The 16,885-nt window shown below is 37.1% G+C and carries 19 protein-coding genes; all 19 read right to left on the reverse strand.

Translation table 11 applies throughout. The features are described from left to right. Positions 1-2: 2 nt before the first annotated feature. On the reverse strand, positions 3-1,127 hold the full coding sequence (menC, locus tag JL53_RS13500; RefSeq protein ID WP_003720837.1) for an o-succinylbenzoate synthase: 1,125 nt from the start codon (positions 1,125-1,127) through the stop codon (positions 3-5). Position 1,128: 1 nt separating this feature from the next. After that, complete coding sequence (locus tag JL53_RS13505; RefSeq protein ID WP_003720838.1) at positions 1,129-1,863, reverse strand: WecB/TagA/CpsF family glycosyltransferase; 735 nt, start codon at positions 1,861-1,863, stop codon at positions 1,129-1,131. A gap of 126 nt (positions 1,864-1,989) precedes the next feature. Then, complete coding sequence (locus JL53_RS13510; protein WP_038407883.1) at positions 1,990-2,808, reverse strand: LysM peptidoglycan-binding and 3D domain-containing protein; 819 nt, start codon at positions 2,806-2,808, stop codon at positions 1,990-1,992. A gap of 373 nt (positions 2,809-3,181) precedes the next feature. Beyond that, positions 3,182-3,565, reverse strand: a complete 384-nt coding sequence (locus JL53_RS13515; RefSeq protein ID WP_038407884.1) for a single-stranded DNA-binding protein — start codon at positions 3,563-3,565, stop codon at positions 3,182-3,184. 251 nt (positions 3,566-3,816) lie between these two features. Then, the gene (fabZ, locus tag JL53_RS13520) at positions 3,817-4,251 is read right to left on the reverse strand and encodes a 3-hydroxyacyl-ACP dehydratase FabZ (RefSeq protein WP_038407885.1); all 435 of its coding nucleotides are present in this window, start codon (positions 4,249-4,251) and stop codon (positions 3,817-3,819) included. Positions 4,252-4,272: 21 nt separating this feature from the next. After that, on the reverse strand, positions 4,273-5,268 hold the full coding sequence (mreB, locus tag JL53_RS13525) for a cell shape-determining protein Mbl (protein ID WP_038407886.1): 996 nt from the start codon (positions 5,266-5,268) through the stop codon (positions 4,273-4,275). A 157-nt stretch (positions 5,269-5,425) separates the two neighbouring features. Continuing rightward, a complete protein-coding gene (gene murA / locus JL53_RS13530; RefSeq protein ID WP_014093738.1) occupies positions 5,426-6,718 on the reverse strand; it encodes a UDP-N-acetylglucosamine 1-carboxyvinyltransferase in 1,293 nt (430 codons plus the stop codon). 178 nt (positions 6,719-6,896) lie between these two features. Then, on the reverse strand, positions 6,897-7,133 hold the full coding sequence (locus tag JL53_RS13535; protein WP_003720844.1) for a DUF1146 family protein: 237 nt from the start codon (positions 7,131-7,133) through the stop codon (positions 6,897-6,899). Positions 7,134-7,254: 121 nt separating this feature from the next. After that, positions 7,255-7,659 carry a F0F1 ATP synthase subunit epsilon gene (locus JL53_RS13540; RefSeq protein ID WP_038407887.1) on the reverse strand — a complete coding sequence of 135 codons (405 nt, stop codon included), beginning with the start codon at positions 7,657-7,659 and terminating at the stop codon, positions 7,255-7,257. A 21-nt stretch (positions 7,660-7,680) separates the two neighbouring features. Further along, positions 7,681-9,102 carry a F0F1 ATP synthase subunit beta gene (gene atpD, locus JL53_RS13545; protein WP_038407888.1) on the reverse strand — a complete coding sequence of 474 codons (1,422 nt, stop codon included), beginning with the start codon at positions 9,100-9,102 and terminating at the stop codon, positions 7,681-7,683. Positions 9,103-9,161: 59 nt separating this feature from the next. After that, positions 9,162-10,034: a F0F1 ATP synthase subunit gamma gene (locus JL53_RS13550; RefSeq protein ID WP_038407889.1), complete on the reverse strand. Its 873-nt coding sequence runs from the start codon at positions 10,032-10,034 to the stop codon at positions 9,162-9,164. Between the two features lie 37 nt (positions 10,035-10,071). Continuing rightward, positions 10,072-11,586, reverse strand: coding sequence for a F0F1 ATP synthase subunit alpha (gene atpA / locus JL53_RS13555; protein WP_003720846.1), 1,515 nt, complete (start codon positions 11,584-11,586; stop codon positions 10,072-10,074). 26 nt (positions 11,587-11,612) lie between these two features. Next, entirely contained in the window at positions 11,613-12,152 is a 540-nt protein-coding gene (locus JL53_RS13560) for a F0F1 ATP synthase subunit delta (RefSeq protein ID WP_003720847.1), read from the reverse strand. After that, on the reverse strand, positions 12,149-12,661 hold the full coding sequence (gene atpF, locus JL53_RS13565; RefSeq protein WP_003720848.1) for a F0F1 ATP synthase subunit B: 513 nt from the start codon (positions 12,659-12,661) through the stop codon (positions 12,149-12,151). Before atpF ends, JL53_RS13560 begins: the two co-directional genes overlap by 4 nt. Before the next feature lie 81 nt (positions 12,662-12,742). Beyond that, positions 12,743-12,961 (reverse strand): F0F1 ATP synthase subunit C, encoded by a 219-nt coding sequence (atpE, locus tag JL53_RS13570; protein WP_003720849.1) that lies wholly within the window; start codon positions 12,959-12,961, stop codon positions 12,743-12,745. 69 nt (positions 12,962-13,030) lie between these two features. Beyond that, on the reverse strand, positions 13,031-13,747 hold the full coding sequence (gene atpB / locus JL53_RS13575; protein ID WP_003720850.1) for a F0F1 ATP synthase subunit A: 717 nt from the start codon (positions 13,745-13,747) through the stop codon (positions 13,031-13,033). A gap of 6 nt (positions 13,748-13,753) precedes the next feature. Next, the gene (locus tag JL53_RS13580; RefSeq protein ID WP_038408261.1) at positions 13,754-14,152 is read right to left on the reverse strand and encodes an ATP synthase subunit I; all 399 of its coding nucleotides are present in this window, start codon (positions 14,150-14,152) and stop codon (positions 13,754-13,756) included. 826 nt (positions 14,153-14,978) lie between these two features. Next, complete coding sequence (gene wecB / locus JL53_RS13585) at positions 14,979-16,118, reverse strand: non-hydrolyzing UDP-N-acetylglucosamine 2-epimerase (RefSeq protein ID WP_038407891.1); 1,140 nt, start codon at positions 16,116-16,118, stop codon at positions 14,979-14,981. A 122-nt stretch (positions 16,119-16,240) separates the two neighbouring features. Continuing rightward, on the reverse strand, positions 16,241-16,870 hold the full coding sequence (gene upp, locus JL53_RS13590; protein ID WP_003720854.1) for a uracil phosphoribosyltransferase: 630 nt from the start codon (positions 16,868-16,870) through the stop codon (positions 16,241-16,243). Positions 16,871-16,885 lie beyond the last annotated feature (15 nt).

The raw sequence follows: 16,885 nt of genomic DNA on the forward strand, positions 1-16,885 counted from the left end.
TTTCAGCTCCGTCCTTTATATAACAAAATTTCTTCTGTTGTTTTTGTATATTTTTGTAGAATGCTAAAATCCAACTCTACACCTATCCCATACCCATCAGGTACATTTAATCCACCATACTCCAACACAAATGCTGGCGAAATAATATCTTCATGGAAATAACGATTTGAAGCAGAGATATCTCCAGGGAAATTAAATTCCGTTCTCGCTGCAAGTGCCACATTATGCGCCCTACCGATACCGGCCTCAAACATTCCACCACACCAAATAAGTAAATCATTTTCAGCGCAATACTTCGTTATCTTAAGCGCCTCGAACATCCCACCAACACGCGCTAGTTTCAGATTAATCGCCTGACAACTTCCCAGTATATGTGCTTGTTTAACATCCTCTAAGGATCTAATATTCTCATCTAAACAAATCCGTGTGTTTATCTGTTTTTGCAACCAAGCATGATTCACAAAATCTTTCGCACCAAATGGTTGTTCAATCATTTCTAATTCAAAATGATCCAGCGCTTTTAATAAGGAGAAATCTTCTATATTATACGCCGAATTCGCATCTGCCATCAACCTTAGATTTGGAAATTTTTCTCGAACAGCCTTAATAAACGCTACATCTTTGTTTGGCTTGATTTTTATTTTCACTCGTTTATAGCCTTCACTCACATATTGATCAACTAACCTAACTAAAGAACCTACATTATCTTGAATCCCTATACTAACTCCAACAGCTAACGTTTTTTTCGTTGCACCAATCATATGAGCTAAGGATTTCTTTTCTGTTTTTGCAAAAGCATCCCATACAGCTAGTTCGACTGCAGCTTTCGCCATTTCATTTCCTTGAATCCAGCCAAACATCTTATTCACTTCTTCTGGAGCAATTATCTCTTTTTGCGCTAACATAGGCAACAAATGCTGTTTAACAATTAAAATAGCTGTTTCTAATGTTTCTTCTGTATAATCTGGTAGCGGAAAAGCTTCTAATTCACCATATCCATATACCCCAGCATCATTCATCAGTTCCACAATATAAAAATCTTTACTCTTTAATTCCCCGTAACTCGTTTTAAATGGATCCAAGAGCGGAATTTCTGCATGAATTAGTCGTGCTTTTTGAAAATACATTCTACTCACCCTTCTTCAAACGCTTGGTTTCTCTTCTAACGACAAGCATAAATTGAGGTATTGCAAAAAAGCGTCTCCATCTTGAAGGATTTGAAAGCAATCGGTAAACCCACTCTAATCTCAATTTTATCCAAATCTTTGGTGCCCGTTTTACGTTGTCAGTCAATACATCAAAACTCCCACCAACACCAATAAATATCCCTTTTTCAAAATGGCTTATTTGCGATAAAATCCACTTTTCTTGTGCTGGAGAACCTAAAGCCACAAAAATAATATCTGGTTTAGCCTCCATAATCTCCTGACCAATTTCTTCACTTTCCAGCGCGTTAAAATAACCATGATGCACACCACAAATTACCGCATTCGGATATTTTTCGGATACTTTCTCTTCTACCATTTGACTAACTTCTGGTTTTGCACCTAAAAAATAACAACGCAGCGGTTTATTTAATAGTCCAACCATTGTATCATATCCAGTAACTCGCTCTTCTAAAGGCGTTCCCAGTTTTTCAGAAGCCATTATAATACCAATCCCATCAGGAACGATATAATCCGCCTGTAGTAAAACTGCTTCAAACTCTTTATCAGTACTAGCATGCATCACAATTTCCGGGTTAGCCGTTACAACAAATTTTCGGTTTCCATTCTGCACATCTTGATAAAGCTGCTCTACAAATCCAGTTTGAGTTATATTATAAAAAGGTATATTTAAAATTGTAACTTCTTTCTTTTTCATATGTATCTCCTAAGAAACTTTATTAAGTATAAGTTTATCATAAAATAGGTATGCTTCCTATTTTTAATCCACAAAAAAGGCTGTAAGTAGCGTTATGCTCTTTACAGCCTTTTGAAATGAAATAAATTAGTCTAGAATTTGTACTTTAACTTGTTTTACTCCCCAATTATAACACTCTTGGACTGAGTTTAAATGCACATCAATTTTGTTTCCTTTGATAGCACCACCAGTATCTGCCGCAATCGCTTCTCCGTATCCTTCAACATAAACTCTTGAACCTAAAGGAATAACAGAAGGATCCACTGCAATAACACGTGGGTTATCGTTTAAATCAATACCGCTTGCTGTCATATGTCCCATACCCGGCTCTTCTTTACTATAAGCAGTTGCGGTAACAGTTACCTCTTTTGAAACATTACCTTGCGATGAAGCAGACTTGCTGGAAGATGATTCATTAGATGAAGTTGATTTTTGTGTTGTTTGAGCAGCTTCTTGTTTGGGTTGTTCTGTGGTATTTGAAGTTGCGTTGCTTTCTTTAGTGGTAGATGGCGCTTGACTACTCACTGCGTTACTTCCAATAGATAATTTTTGTCCAACAATAATTAAATCAGATGAAAGCTTGTTCCAAGATTTTAATTGATTTACAGTTACGCCTTTATCTGATGCGATATGTCCCAGTGTGTCTCCTGCAACAACTGTATATTCGGAATTGCTAGTTGTTGATGTTTGTTTCCCATTGTTCACTTGCAATGTTTGATTCGGAAAGATAATGTCAGAACTTAAATTGTTATCTTGTTTCAATTGATTTATAGAGACATTATTTTCATTCGATATTTTCCAAAGCGAATCACCATCTTGCACTTTATACTCAGCTGCAAAAGCTTGAGTTGAACCTGATCCTGCAATAATTAAACCAGCCGCAATGGCCACTACTGTTTTTTTCATGTAATTATTTTCCCTCCTTGATAACTTTCGAGGATAATCGTACCATACGAAACTAGCGACTTGGTTACTAAAAAATTAAGCATATATGACAGCTAACAATTCAGCAGCAGTTTATTTGCAATATTTGTAAATTACCGTTATTGTCTGATTTTTCTTATGATTGGCTTCACAATTAGCTTTATCCACTTCGACACAAGGCGCGGTTATCGTTTGCTATTTCAGGAAGCAACCTAAAAAAACTTCACTTACTGAACCTAAAATTCTTATTTGAATAAATTTGGAAAATTTTCCCATTACAAATTATGCCCAAAAAATCTGTTATTTTGGCATTTTCCATCTAAATTTATAGATATCACGTGCGAAAATCGGTCCTTTATAACAAAGTATTACACGATTCTTCCTCATCTTGGGAAATATTAATAACTTGCTCTTCCTTATTCCTACTAGATAAATACCTGATTTGATGAACAAGCACCTCAGTAATATATATTTTTTGCTCTTCTTTATTTAGATAATTTCTAGATTGTAATTCACCAACTACACCTATTAATTGCCCTTTGCTACAGAATTCCGCTGTCGCTTCGGCTCTTTTACCCCAAATGACACATTGAATAAAGTCTGCATCATTATCTACACGTTTATTTTTTCCAAAACGATTCAAAGCAAGCGTTAAATTCAACACAGCTTTATCCTCCGTGGTCCATTTTAATTCTGGCTCCTTTGTCAAACGTCCTACTAAAGTTACTTGATTAATCATCATATCGCCTCTTTCTTTTGGTGTATAGCGATTATATTAGATAAATATTTCTTTGTACAATTGTTAAAAAGGTATTTTAAGTATATTTATAAGAGCTAAAACACCTTTTTATCTAGCTGAAATTCACTATTTCTCATATTCCAAGAGACATTAAAATACTATTTTAGTAAATTGCAGCTTTTTTTTGCACATGCTATTCTGAACACATGAAAAAACACCAAAACCCTTTTAGGGTTTCAGTGCTTCTTTAATTACTCTGGTAAATCTGTTAAGGCAAACATAATTTCTGCTTCACAAACCAAGTCACCTTCGACAGTTGCTTTCACTTTTGCTTTTGCAATAGCACCTCTCATACGAGTAATCTCTGCTTCAAGTAAAAGTTGGTCACCAGGAATTACTTGGCGTTTAAAACGACATCCGTCAATTCCTGCAAACAAACCAATTTTACCTTTATTATCTTCACTTTGCATCATGGCAATGCCACTCGTTTGAGCCAATGCTTCAACTATTAATACACCAGGCATTACCGGATATTCAGGGAAATGTCCATTAAAGAATTCTTCATTGGCAGTAACATTTTTTATAGCTGTCACCTTTTTCCCTTCTTCAATAGAGATAACTCTATCAACCAGTAAAAATGGATAACGATGAGGTAAAATTTCTTTGATTTTTTTTATATCTAACATAAGAATCCTCCAAATTTAGTATTAGAACCAACCACGCTTTTTAGCAGTAAGCGAGTCAAGTAAAATGCCAGTACCAAGTGCTACAACATCTAGTGGGTTTTCTGTGATTAAAACAGGAACTTTCAATTGTTCAGCCATTAATTCATCTAAACCATGCAGCAAAGATCCACCGCCCGTCATGATTACCCCCCGATCAATTATATCAGCAGAAAGCTCTGGTGGAGTTTGTTCAAGAACTTGTTTGGCAGCAAGTACCATTAAATGTAATGAATCATGAATAGCTTCTTCCACTTCTGAGCTACTAATTGAAATTGTTTTAGGTAGACCACTCACTAAATCTCTACCACGAATGTCCATTGTTTCTTCCTTGGAGCCTGGATTTGCAGTTCCAATAGTTATTTTGATATTTTCAGCAGTGCGTTCCCCGATAAGCAGATTATATTTGCGCTTTATGTAATTTAGTATATCAGAATCCCACCTATTACCTGCGACTTTTACAGATTGACTTGTTACAATATCACCCATAGATAACACTGCTACATCAGCTGTACCACCACCGATATCAATAATCATATTACCAGAAGGCTCAAAAATTTCCATTCCTGCACCAATAGCAGCAACTTTAGGCTCTTCTTCTAAAAACACTTGTTTTCCACCACTCTTTTCAGCCACTTCTCGGATAGCTTTTTGTTCGACAGAAGTAATATTAGTTGGGCAACAAATTAAAATACGAGGCCGAGAAAAAAATGTTTTTAAATTTAGTTTTTGTATAAAGAAACGTAGCATTTCTTGCACAATATCAAAATCAGCAATGACTCCATCTTTCATAGGTTTTATTGCTGTTATATCTTCTGGAGTTCTACCAACCATATCTCTAGCCTCTGTTCCAACTGCTAGAACTTCACCGGTCTTATTATTTATAGCAACAACAGCAGGTTCATTAACAACAATTCCTCTTCCCTTTACATGAATTAATACATTGGCTGTACCTAAGTCGATACCAACATCCTTTGCCATTTATAACTTAACTCCTTTCGTGGTGTATTCCTATTTTTACATCTCATTTTGAATTATAGCATAATTTATGATGTGCCGAAATGAATATTTCATGATAAAATGTTTTTTCATAAAAAAAAAACCATATCTCAAAGATACGGTTTTCACAATTCATTTATTAAAATAATGAAGCTAAGTTTTTCATATCAACTTTAGAATCGTCTACACGTTCCACATCTGCACCAAGAGATTGCAGTTTTCCATGGAAGTTATTGTAGCCTCTATCTAAATATTTCAACTCAGTAACTTGAGTATATCCGTCAGCCACTAGACCCGCAAGAATAAGCGCTGCCGCTGCACGTAAGTCTGTTGCTGCAACTTCTGCTCCTTGTAATTTTGCTGGACCGGAGATAATAACAGAATGTCCTTCAATTTTCATGTCCGCATTCATTCTACGCATTTCTTCAACATGCATAAAACGATTTTCAAAAACAGTTTCGGTCATAATACTTGTACCTTCACTTAACATTTGGATAACCATCATTTGAGATTGCATATCAGTTGGAAAACCTGGATGCGGCATCGTTTTAACATCAACAGCTTTCAACTTATCTGGACCAATAACACGAATGCCATTATCTTCTTCGATAATTTGAACGCCCATTTCTTCTAGTTTAGCAATCAGTGAACTAATATGCTCAGGAACTGCATCTTCAATTAAAACATTTCCACCAGTAATCGCAGCAGCAATCATAAATGTACCTGCTTCAATACGGTCCGGAATAATAGAATGTTCTGTAGCTGTTAGTTCCTTTACACCTTCAATCCTAATTACTTCTGTTCCTGCACCAATAACTCTGGCTCCCATTTGATTAAGGAAGTTTGCCAAGTCAACAATTTCTGGTTCACGAGCAACATTTTCAATTATCGTTGTTCCCTCTGCTAAAGTAGCAGCCATCATGATATTTTGAGTTGCACCTACACTTGGGAAATCTAAGTAAACCTTAGCTCCAACTAATTTTTCTGCAGTTGCTTCAATATAGCCATTTTCAATTTTCACAATTGCTCCCATGGCTTCAAAACCTTTTAAATGTAAGTCAACTGGTCTTGAACCAATCGCACATCCTCCTGGCAAAGCTACACGAGCAGAACCAGTGCGAGCTAAAAGTGGACCCATTACAACAATTGAAGCACGCATTTTACGCACATACTCAAAAGGTGCATCCGATGTAATATCTCCAGTTGCATCAACAGTAACCTCATCATTTACAAAAGAAACGTCTGCATTTAGGTATTTAAGTACCTCATTAATTGTGAATACATCAGACAAATTTGGGACATTTTTCAATACGCTAGTACCTTTACTCGCAAGTAATGTAGCAGCAATCACCGGTAATACAGCATTTTTGGCACCTTCCATTTTCACAGAACCATTTAACTGTTTTCCACCGCGCACAATAATTTTTTCCAAAAAGAACCCCTCCGCGTTACTAATAACTAAATCATTTATCGAATTTTATTAATAAAAATTTAAATTTAAAACATATCCTAGTAATTCTACCACTTATTACCATAAAATATCAACTGATTTTAACCTAATATTAAAGTTGTTTTAAGCTTCTATTAATTTTTACTACTATTCAAGTATTTTACCCGATAAAATTAAGCAATTGTTTAGAAGCTCCTAAATAGTCTAAGAAGAAATTGCTTAGTGTATATCCAAGTGCAATGGAAATGATAACAAATAATAGTCTAGCTTGTGTTACATGATTTTTCTTTATAAATTTTTCATAGTTAATTGCTTGTAATGCCCAAAAGGTAATCACAATAAATAGTAAATGTGAGATGATGACGATATACGGTGATTCCATAATAATATTATACAATTCTGTTCGCTCCTCATATTTTGCTATTACTCATTTTAACAAATACTATCCTAAAAAAACAGTTAACACACTTATTAAATAAAAAACTTCCTGGCTTTGCAACCAGGAAGTATCGTTAGATTTAATTATGTTCTTTCGCATGGATTCTGTTAATCGCTCTTTGAAGTGCAAGTCTAGCCATTACTTCATCCACTTTTTGTTCTTTTGCTCGGCTAAGTTCATTTTCTGCGCGTTCTTTTGCTTTTTCAGCACGATTGATATCAATATCTTCTTCGCGCTCAGCAGTATCCGCTAGAATATTGACTTCTTCACCGTTTACTTCCATAAAGCCACCACCTACAGCGACCCATTCCTCACCAGACTCTACTTTCAAACGAACTACATCGATTTTGAGTGGAGCAACTAGTGGAACATGTCCAGGTAGAATACCAAGTTCACCTGCTTTTGTTCGAGCAATAACCATTTGAGCAACGCCTTCATAAACAGGGCCGTCTGGAGTAACGATACTAACTTTTAATGAACCCATACGTATTTCCTCCTGTTTTTATCAGACTTCAACGCCCATGTCTTTTGCTTTTTCAAGAACATCCTCAATGCGGCCAACTGAACGGAAAGCATCTTCTGGAATATGGTCGTATTTTCCGGCTAACAAGTCTTTAAATCCTTTAACAGTTTCTTTAACAGGAACGTAAGAACCTTTTTGACCTGTAAATTGTTCTGCTACGTGGAAATTTTGTGATAAGAAGAATTGTACACGACGCGCACGAGAAACGGATTGTTTATCTTCATCGGATAATTCATCCATACCTAAGATTGCAATGATATCTTGAAGTTCTTTGTATCGTTGTAATAAGCGTTGTACTTCCGTTGCTACTGCATAGTGTTCTTCCCCAACGATATCTGGAGAAAGTGCACGTGATGTGGAAGCAAGCGGGTCTACCGCAGGGTAAATACCTTGTTCAGTTAATTTACGTTCTAAGTTAGTGGTTGCATCTAGATGGGCGAAAGTGGTTGCCGGAGCTGGGTCAGTATAATCATCGGCTGGCACGTAAATCGCTTGAATAGAAGTAACAGAACCAACATTAGTTGAAGTGATACGTTCTTGTAATTGTCCCATTTCGGTAGCTAGGGTTGGTTGATAACCTACTGCAGATGGCATACGACCTAGTAAAGCCGAAACCTCTGAACCAGCTTGAGTAAAACGGAAAATATTATCAATGAATAGAAGTACATCTTGGTGTTCTTCATCACGGAAATATTCAGCAATTGTAAGACCTGTTAAAGCTACACGCATACGAGCACCTGGTGGTTCGTTCATTTGGCCAAATACCATGGCAGTTTTTTCAATTACACCAGAGTCTTTCATTTCAAAGTAAAGATCGTTCCCTTCACGAGTACGTTCTCCAACACCAGCGAACACAGAAATACCACCATGTTCTTGCGCGATATTATGAATAAGTTCTTGGATTAAAACGGTTTTACCAACACCTGCTCCACCGAATAAGCCAATCTTACCACCTTTTAAATATGGGGCAAGCAAGTCTACAACTTTAATTCCTGTTTCAAGGATTTCAGTAGTTGTTGCTAATTGGTCAAACGTTGGAGCTTCACGGTGAATTTTATTCCGTTTGATATCGTTTGGAAGTGGCTCATCCAAATCGATAGTGTTTCCTAATACGTTAAATACACGACCAAGTGTTACTGTACCAACTGGAACTGTAATAGGGCTTCCAGTATCAATAACTTCCATACCTCTTTGAACACCATCAGTTGATGCCATTGCAATTGTACGAACAACGTCATCACCTAATTGAATGGCTACTTCTAAAGTAAGATGGCTAGTTGGCGCTTCTTCTGCATCAGATTTATATTCAATAACTAGGGCGTTGTAGATTTCAGGTAAATTTCCACCTTCAAATTTAACGTCTACAACTGGACCCATAACTTGGATTACTTGTCCTTTAGACATGCAATTATTCCTCCTCACTTACCTTCCCAACATTGGGACGCTATAAGAAACGCCGACTCTTATTCTAGTGCGGCTGCTCCTCCGACGATTTCGGTAATTTCTTGCGTGATCGCAGCTTGGCGAGCACGATTATATTGTAGTGATAAGTCACTGATTAAATCGGATGCATTATCTGTCGCGCTTCTCATGGCAGTCATACGGGCAGCATGTTCAGCGGCTTTGGCATCCAGAAGTGCTCCGAAAATTAGGCTTTCGACATATTGCGGTAATAATACTTCCAGAATTTCTTGTTCAGAAGGTTCAAATTCGTATGTAGTTAAAACAGCATCCGTTTCTGTACCTTTTTCGTGAAATTCTGTAAGTGGTAGCAATTGCTCTTTTCTCAGCTCACTAGAAATAGAATTGATATGGTGATTATAGTAAATGAAAACCTCGTCATAAACACCATCTTCAAACATTTGAACTGTGTTACTAGCAATATCTTTAATTTCCGCAAATACCGGATGATCCGTAATACCTTGTACTTCTAAAACAACGTTCATTTGACGCGCTTTAAAGAAGTCACGAGCGGATCTTCCCACAGTGATTATTGCATATTCATCACTAGACTTATGCTTTTTATTAATTTCTTGAAATACCTCTTTAATAACAGAACTATTGTAAGAACCTGCAAGTCCTGTATCAGAAGTAAGTACGATATACCCAGTACGATGAACAGGTCTTGATACAAGCATTGGATGATCGCTACTGTTGCCAGTGCTAGCAACATGTGTCACTACGTCTTTAATTTTAGAAACATATGGCTCATATGAACGAGCATTTGATTCTGCACGACCTAGTTTAGCTGCTGAAACCATTTGCATTGCTTTTGTAATTTGACTTGTTTTACGAGTAGAGGTTATTCGTTGTTTGATATCGATTAAAGATGCCAAAGATTTTCACCACCTTTGAATTTATTCCGTGCCTAAATTATTTTTCTTCAGAAGGAACAAATGTATTTTTAAATTCTTTTAATGCCGCCTCAAGTTTTGCTTCATCAGGAAGTTTTTTCGTTGTACGAATTTCTTCCAAAAGCTCTGGACGATTATGATCAAACCATGTATTCATTTCAGACTCAAAACGCAGCACATCATGAACTGGTACATCATCCAGATATTTATGAACAAGCGCATAAAGAATCAATACTTGTTTTTCAACTTTCAAAGGTTTGTGTAAATCTTGTTTTAGAACTTCTACTGTACGTTTACCACGTTCTAGTTTCGCACGAGTAGCTGCATCTAAGTCCGAACCGAATTGCGAGAATGATTCTAGCTCACGGTAAGCTGCAAGATCTAGACGAAGTGTTCCGGCAACAGTTTTCATTGCTTTAATTTGCGCAGATCCACCAACACGGGATACAGAAAGACCGGCATTAATAGCTGGACGTACTCCGGAGAAGAATAAATCCGATTGCAAGAAGATTTGACCATCAGTAATGGAAATAACGTTTGTAGGAATATAAGCAGAAATATCCCCGGCTTGTGTTTCTACGAATGGAAGAGCTGTGATGGACCCGCCACCTAAGCTATCATTTAATTTCGCAGCACGTTCAAGTAAACGCGAGTGCAAGTAGAAAACATCCCCTGGATAAGCTTCACGACCTGGAGGACGACGAAGTAATAGGGACAGCTCACGATAAGCAGCTGCTTGTTTAGATAAATCATCATATACAACTAATACGTGTTTGCCGTTATACATGAATTCTTCAGCCATTGCAACACCAGCATAAGGAGCCAAATATAAAAGTGGCGCCGGTTGAGAAGCTGCCGCAGTAACAACGATTGTATAATCAAGCGCACCGTGATGACGCAAAGTTTCTACCGCATTACGAACAGTTGATTCTTTTTGACCAATTGCAACATAGATACAAATCATATCTTGATCAGCTTGGTTTAGAATAGTATCGATTGCAACAGATGTTTTACCTGTTTGACGGTCACCGATGATTAATTCACGTTGACCACGACCAATTGGAACAAGTGCATCAATTGCTTTAATCCCTGTTTGTAATGGTTCATTAACCGATTGACGTTGCATAACTCCAGGCGCTACCGCTTCAATCGGACGAGTTCCAGTTGTTTCAATTGGACCTAAACCATCAACTGGTTGACCTAATGAGTTAACTACACGCCCAATAAGAGCTTCCCCAACAGGAACTTCCATAATTTTACCGGTACGACGAACTTCATCGCCTTCGCGGATTTCCGTGTAAGGACCTAAAATAATGATACCAACATCATTCGTTTCTAAGTTTTGGGCCATACCCATTACACCATTTGAGAACTCTAACAATTCACCAGCCATTGCATTATCAAGTCCATGAGCACGTGCAATACCATCACCAATGTAGGTAACGGTACCAACATCACTCACTTTTAGTTCTGAATGATAATTTTCAATCTGCTGTTTTATGATTGAGCTGATCTCTTCAGCCTTAATGCTCATTAATTTCACCCCTCGTTAAACGGGAACTAAGCTTTAATTTGCCGTTCCATGTCTTTTAATTTCGTTTTTAGACTGTCATCATATATGCGGGTTCCAATAACCACTTTGACTCCTCCAAGAAGGGATTTATCAATATGATTTTGAATGTTTAATTTTGTTTTGTTCATTTTCGCAGCAAATACTCTCGAGAGCGCCGTAAGTTCTTGTTCAGAAAGTGGGACAACAGAGTAAACATCTGCATCCGCAATTCCTCGCAAGTCATTTACGCGTTTTTGATATACATCTACAATAACAGAAAGATAATCTTCTCTATTACGGTCAATTAAAAGAAAAATAAAATCTTTTAAAGTTGGGTTTACTGTATCAAAAACAGCGCTAGCAAGATTTTTCTTTTGCTCGGTCGTGAAAGTAGGATTTTCAAGTAATTTCACAAAATCTTTATTTTCATTTAGTGCTGATTTTAATTCCTTTAATTCTTCGGAAAAAACATCTACCAAATCATTATCTTGTGCTACTTGAAAAAGCGCATTGGCATAGCGACCTGCAACTTCCAAATCTTTACTCATTTTCCATCCCCTAGCCTTTCGATATAATCTTGGATAAGATTAGATTGTTCTTTTTCATCCAGATTTTTTTCGATGACTTTCGAGGCAATAAGAACTGATAATGAACCGACTTGTTCACGAAGCGCAGAAATAGCATCTTCTTTTTCACGAGCAATATCAGTTTTTGCTTCTTCTTTTATACGTTCTGATTCACGTCTAGCAGTTTTTACAATTTCTTCACGTTCTTTTTCACCAAGCAGTTTTGCATTCTCAATCATTGTTTGAGATTCAACACGCGCTTGTTGTAAAACACTTTTTTGTTCAGCAAGTAATTGTTCTGCCTGTGCACGACTTTCTTCTGCTGCATCAATTTCAGAACCAATATGCTCTTCACGCTCTTTCATAATACCCATAAGCGGTTTCCAAGCATAGATTCGGATTAAAACCAGCAAAATCGCGAAAGCAAAAAGTGTAAAGAATGAATCGCCAAACGTAAACGCGGAACCAATTACTAAATGTGGTTGTAACACGCCAGTTCACTCCTTTCTATACATTCGCTTCAATTATTCGTTCCAAAGAAAGAGATGGATGCATTCTCCATTACTCTCTAATTATTTATTAATAACCATGAACGCAATAACAACAGCGATGATAGGAAGGGCCTCAACTAACGCAACACCAACGAACATGATTGATTGTAGCATAGAACGCGCTTCTGGTTGACGCGCAACACCCTCGACAGTTTTTGATACAATAAGACCATTACCAATACCCGCACCTAATGCACCTAATCCAACAGCAATAGCAGCTGCAATAACACCTAATGACATATAATTATCCTCCTAGTTTTTCCAAATTATTTTTTAATATTTTTATGAGTGACTTAAATGAAAGTTAGTTTAATGTTCGTCACTGACCTTATGTGACATGTAAACCATTGTCAGCATAGCGAAAATGTACGCTTGAATTGCCCCAATAAAGACAGAAAAACCTTGCCAAACTATCGCAGGAATTATCGCAAGCACACCAACAAATATATTAATATGAGCAAGTTGTGTTGCAATAATGGTTAACAGAACTTCGCCGGCAAAAATATTACCGTAAAGACGTAAACCAAGCGTTAATGTATTAGCAAATTCCTCTACTAATTTAAGTGGGAATAAAAATTTCATTGGACTTAAGTAAGTACCAACAAAGTAATGCTTGAAACCACGCATTTTAACACCGTAATAGTGCGTTAAACCAAGAACCATTATCGCAAGTGTTAATGTGACAATTGGATCTGCTGTAGGGGAACGCCACCAAACTTCGCCATCTACTGCGATTTGAAATGGTAGTCCGAGCATATTAGCTACAAATACGAACATTAATATCGTAATGCCTAGCACATGGAATCTCCCACCGGTTTTCCAATCCATATTACTCTTGATAATACCTCTAACAAAATCCATAACCCATTCAATGAAGTTCTGCTTTCCAGTAGGACGCCGTTGCAGATTTCTGGTACAGATAATGGCTATTAGGAGAACGATGACACAAGTTACAGTGATCATCAATATGTTCGATAGATTAAAGTCGATCCCCAATAGGCTTATCGTTGGAAATTCCTCTTCCAATTAGGTTCACCCCTCTCTTTGTAAAAACTTTTTTCTGCGGTACATGGAATATGCAAAAAAATCTAGAAAAATAATGGCATATGCAAGCCCAAGTCCGATTACCATGCTATAAACATGAAAATATTCCGGCAGTTGCGTCGCTATAACTGTAGCAAATAGCACACTTCCCATTCTGACTGTCATTCCCATACCATAAAAAGAACGGTTTTCAGCCACAGCTCTAGTCATTGATTGTGTTCTCCTCATTAATAACCAGTAGTTAAACCAGCCGACGATTAATCCCAATTTAAGCCCAAGAAAAATATGTATATAAGGGGTTAAAAACCATCCACAAAGACAAACACCAATAAAAAGAACCATATACTTTTGGTGACGATGATACATGCCAATTAGCGATTCTAACATTCGGGGCGCAATCCTTTCTTTTAAAAAGATTTTTATCCAAGTAACCAATCTGAAACCTCAAGGGAGTAAGTTCGTCTTGTGAAAGTAGACACATTTCCCCTTATTCATTCCAATCCCAAACACACATGAAAGCCTTATCAGCGTGTCAGTTCTTAGCATACAACAGCCAAAAGAGAAAAGTCAATACACTTTCACAAATAGTGCGTATATCTAATACTAATAGTACCACAACACAACCAATTCATAAAAGAATAGCTTACTTTTTCGATGTTTTTTTAATTTCAAATTTTATCCGTTTCTTAGATTGCTCCGCCAGAAATTTTTTTGTCTATTTAACAGCAATCAACACCTCCGTAATCATTAGGAAAACTTACGGTTGTTCGTGTGGGATTTCACAAAAACATCCAAAACTATCTTTCTCGCATAAATAAAAAAACTTCTACCATAATTGGTAAAAGAATTCGATACGATTATTCGCAAATTTCGCGACCGAAAGTTCTTTTCCCAAGAAAAAGAACGGAAAAAACAGCCGATGCTCACGAGAAGTGAGATGCATTTTGATATCTAATGCCCGTATAGATTCCAATTCAGTCAGCGCAAACCTCACGCCGGCGGGATTGTGATGAATACTGAGAGCAGTTTTCTATCCCTATGCTTCCAAAAAGCTATTTTTTGGGCTCTTATATTAATAACATTGTCCATCTTATCACATGTAATATAAAAGAACTAGCGAAATTTGAGGGTGTAACATATCTGTAACAATAAGGCGCTTTCATTCTAGAGAAAGGAAAAAAACTAGACTTTTATTGCCTAGTTTTTTGATTCATTAACTAATAAAATCAACCGGTCGTTTCGTTTCATTGAATTGACTTTTGATTGCTTCTAGAATTCTGCTAGCTGCAAAACCATCACCATATGGATTTGCAGCTTTTGCCATTTTATCATGGAGTTCCTGGTTATCAAGTAAATCTAACGCTTCCTTTATCAGGGATTCTTTTTGCGTCCCAACTAGTTTGAGTGTTCCAGCTTGGATTCCTTCTGGACGTTCAGTGGTATCACGTAATACTAATACTGGTACGCCCATTCCAGGAGCCTCTTCTTGTACACCACCCGAATCAGTAAATACAAGATAAGCTTTGCGTAAAAAGTTATGAAAATCAATAGCATCTAGTGGTTCAATCAAATGGATTCGGTCATGACCACCAAGAATTTTAATGGCTTTCCCTCTCACTTCCGGGTTTAAGTGCATCGGATATACTATTTCCACATCTTCACGACTTTCGACAATTTCCCGAACAGCTTCAAACATTCCTTGCATAGGAGCTCCAAGATTCTCCCTGCGATGCGCCGTCATTAAAATTAATCGATTTTTACCAAGATTTTCCAGAATTGGATGATGATAATTTTTTTGTACAGTTGTTTTTAGTGCATCAATCGCCGTATTACCTGTAACAAAAATAGTAGCTGGATCTTTTCCTTCTGCTAACAAATTTTCTTTCGCTTGTTTTGTTGGAGAAAAATGCATATCTGCTAAAACTCCAGTTAATTGGCGATTCATTTCTTCTGGAAACGGCGAATACTTATTCCATGTTCTAAGACCAGCTTCCACATGTCCAAGTTTTTTTTGTTGATAAAATGCAGCTAACCCTGCAGCAAAACTAGTCGTTGTATCACCATGGACTAATACGATATCTGGATTCTCAGCAGCGATTACTTCATTAATGCCATTCATCACACGAGAAGTAATATCCGCGAGCGTCTGACCTTTTTTCATTATATCTAAATCTATATCAGGTTTTATTTGAAAAATTTCAAGTACTTGGTCTAGCATTTCCCGATGTTGTGCTGTTATGACTACAGTTGATTCAAATGTTTCTGGTTCTTTTTCTAATGCTAAAACCAGTGGTGCCATCTTAATTGCCTCTGGTCTTGTTCCAAAAATACTCATCACTTTAATCTTAGCCAAACGACATCCTCCTCATAAAAAAACTCCTCTGAAATAGCTCGACAAAAAATTCTTCAGCCTACTTATTTTAAAGTAATGCTGGTAATAAATTCCTTATCTCACTAAATCGAGGAGATTGTTAATTATTTAGTTCCAAATAATCTATCGCCAGCATCTCCTAAGCCTGGACGGATATAACCATTCTCGTCTAGCTTCTCATCTAAGCCAGCTACATAAATTTCTACGTCTGGATGAGCTTCTTGAAGAGCTTTAACGCCTTCTGGAGCAGCTACTAGACACATGAATTTCATATTGCGAGCACCACGTTTTTTCAGACAGTCAATTGCCATGATTGCAGATCCGCCTGTTGCAAGCATTGGGTCTACAACGATGAAAAGGCGTTCTTCTACGTCAGAAGGTAATTTCACAAAATATTCTACTGGTTCAAGTGTATCATGATCACGATAAAGACCAACATGCCCTACTTTTGCAGCTGGGATTAGTTTTAAAATACCGTCTTGCATTCCAAGTCCCGCTCTAAGAATTGGCACAACACCAAGTTTTTTACCCGTAAGTGTTTTTGCTGTCGTTGTTTGTAGTGGTGTTTCTACTTGAGTATCTTCTAACTCCATATCTCTTGTGATTTCATAAGCCATCAGTGTTGCGACTTCATCTACAAGTTCGCGGAATGCTTTTGTTCCAGTATTTTTATCTCGAATAATTGTTAGTTTGTGTTGTACTAACGGGTGATTTATAACATGTACATTTGCCATCGATTCGCTCGCTCC

This window comes from Listeria ivanovii subsp. londoniensis (genome assembly GCF_000763495.1).
GTDB lineage: Bacteria > Bacillota > Bacilli > Lactobacillales > Listeriaceae > Listeria > Listeria londoniensis.

What these genes read in the sequence shown, in the direction of transcription:
- menC (WP_003720837.1), bottom strand. Translation starts at nt 1,127, where the DNA reads ATGTATTTTCAAAAAGCACGACTAATTCATGCAGAAATTCCGCTCTTG.
- JL53_RS13505 (WP_003720838.1), bottom strand. Translation starts at nt 1,863, where the DNA reads ATGAAAAAGAAAGAAGTTACAATTTTAAATATACCTTTTTATAATATA.
- JL53_RS13510 (WP_038407883.1), bottom strand. Translation starts at nt 2,808, where the DNA reads ATGAAAAAAACAGTAGTGGCCATTGCGGCTGGTTTAATTATTGCAGGA.
- JL53_RS13515 (WP_038407884.1), bottom strand. Translation starts at nt 3,565, where the DNA reads ATGATTAATCAAGTAACTTTAGTAGGACGTTTGACAAAGGAGCCAGAA.
- fabZ (WP_038407885.1), bottom strand. Translation starts at nt 4,251, where the DNA reads ATGTTAGATATAAAAAAAATCAAAGAAATTTTACCTCATCGTTATCCA.
- mreB (WP_038407886.1), bottom strand. Translation starts at nt 5,268, where the DNA reads ATGGCAAAGGATGTTGGTATCGACTTAGGTACAGCCAATGTATTAATT.
- JL53_RS13540 (WP_038407887.1), bottom strand. Translation starts at nt 7,659, where the DNA reads ATGGGTTCATTAAAAGTTAGTATCGTTACTCCAGACGGCCCTGTTTAT.
- atpD (WP_038407888.1), bottom strand. Translation starts at nt 9,102, where the DNA reads ATGTCTAAAGGACAAGTAATCCAAGTTATGGGTCCAGTTGTAGACGTT.
- atpA (WP_003720846.1), bottom strand. Translation starts at nt 11,586, where the DNA reads ATGAGCATTAAGGCTGAAGAGATCAGCTCAATCATAAAACAGCAGATT.
- JL53_RS13560 (WP_003720847.1), bottom strand. Translation starts at nt 12,152, where the DNA reads ATGAGTAAAGATTTGGAAGTTGCAGGTCGCTATGCCAATGCGCTTTTT.
- atpE (WP_003720849.1), bottom strand. Translation starts at nt 12,961, where the DNA reads ATGTCATTAGGTGTTATTGCAGCTGCTATTGCTGTTGGATTAGGTGCA.
- JL53_RS13580 (WP_038408261.1), bottom strand. Translation starts at nt 14,152, where the DNA reads ATGTTAGAATCGCTAATTGGCATGTATCATCGTCACCAAAAGTATATG.
- upp (WP_003720854.1), bottom strand. Translation starts at nt 16,870, where the DNA reads ATGGCAAATGTACATGTTATAAATCACCCGTTAGTACAACACAAACTA.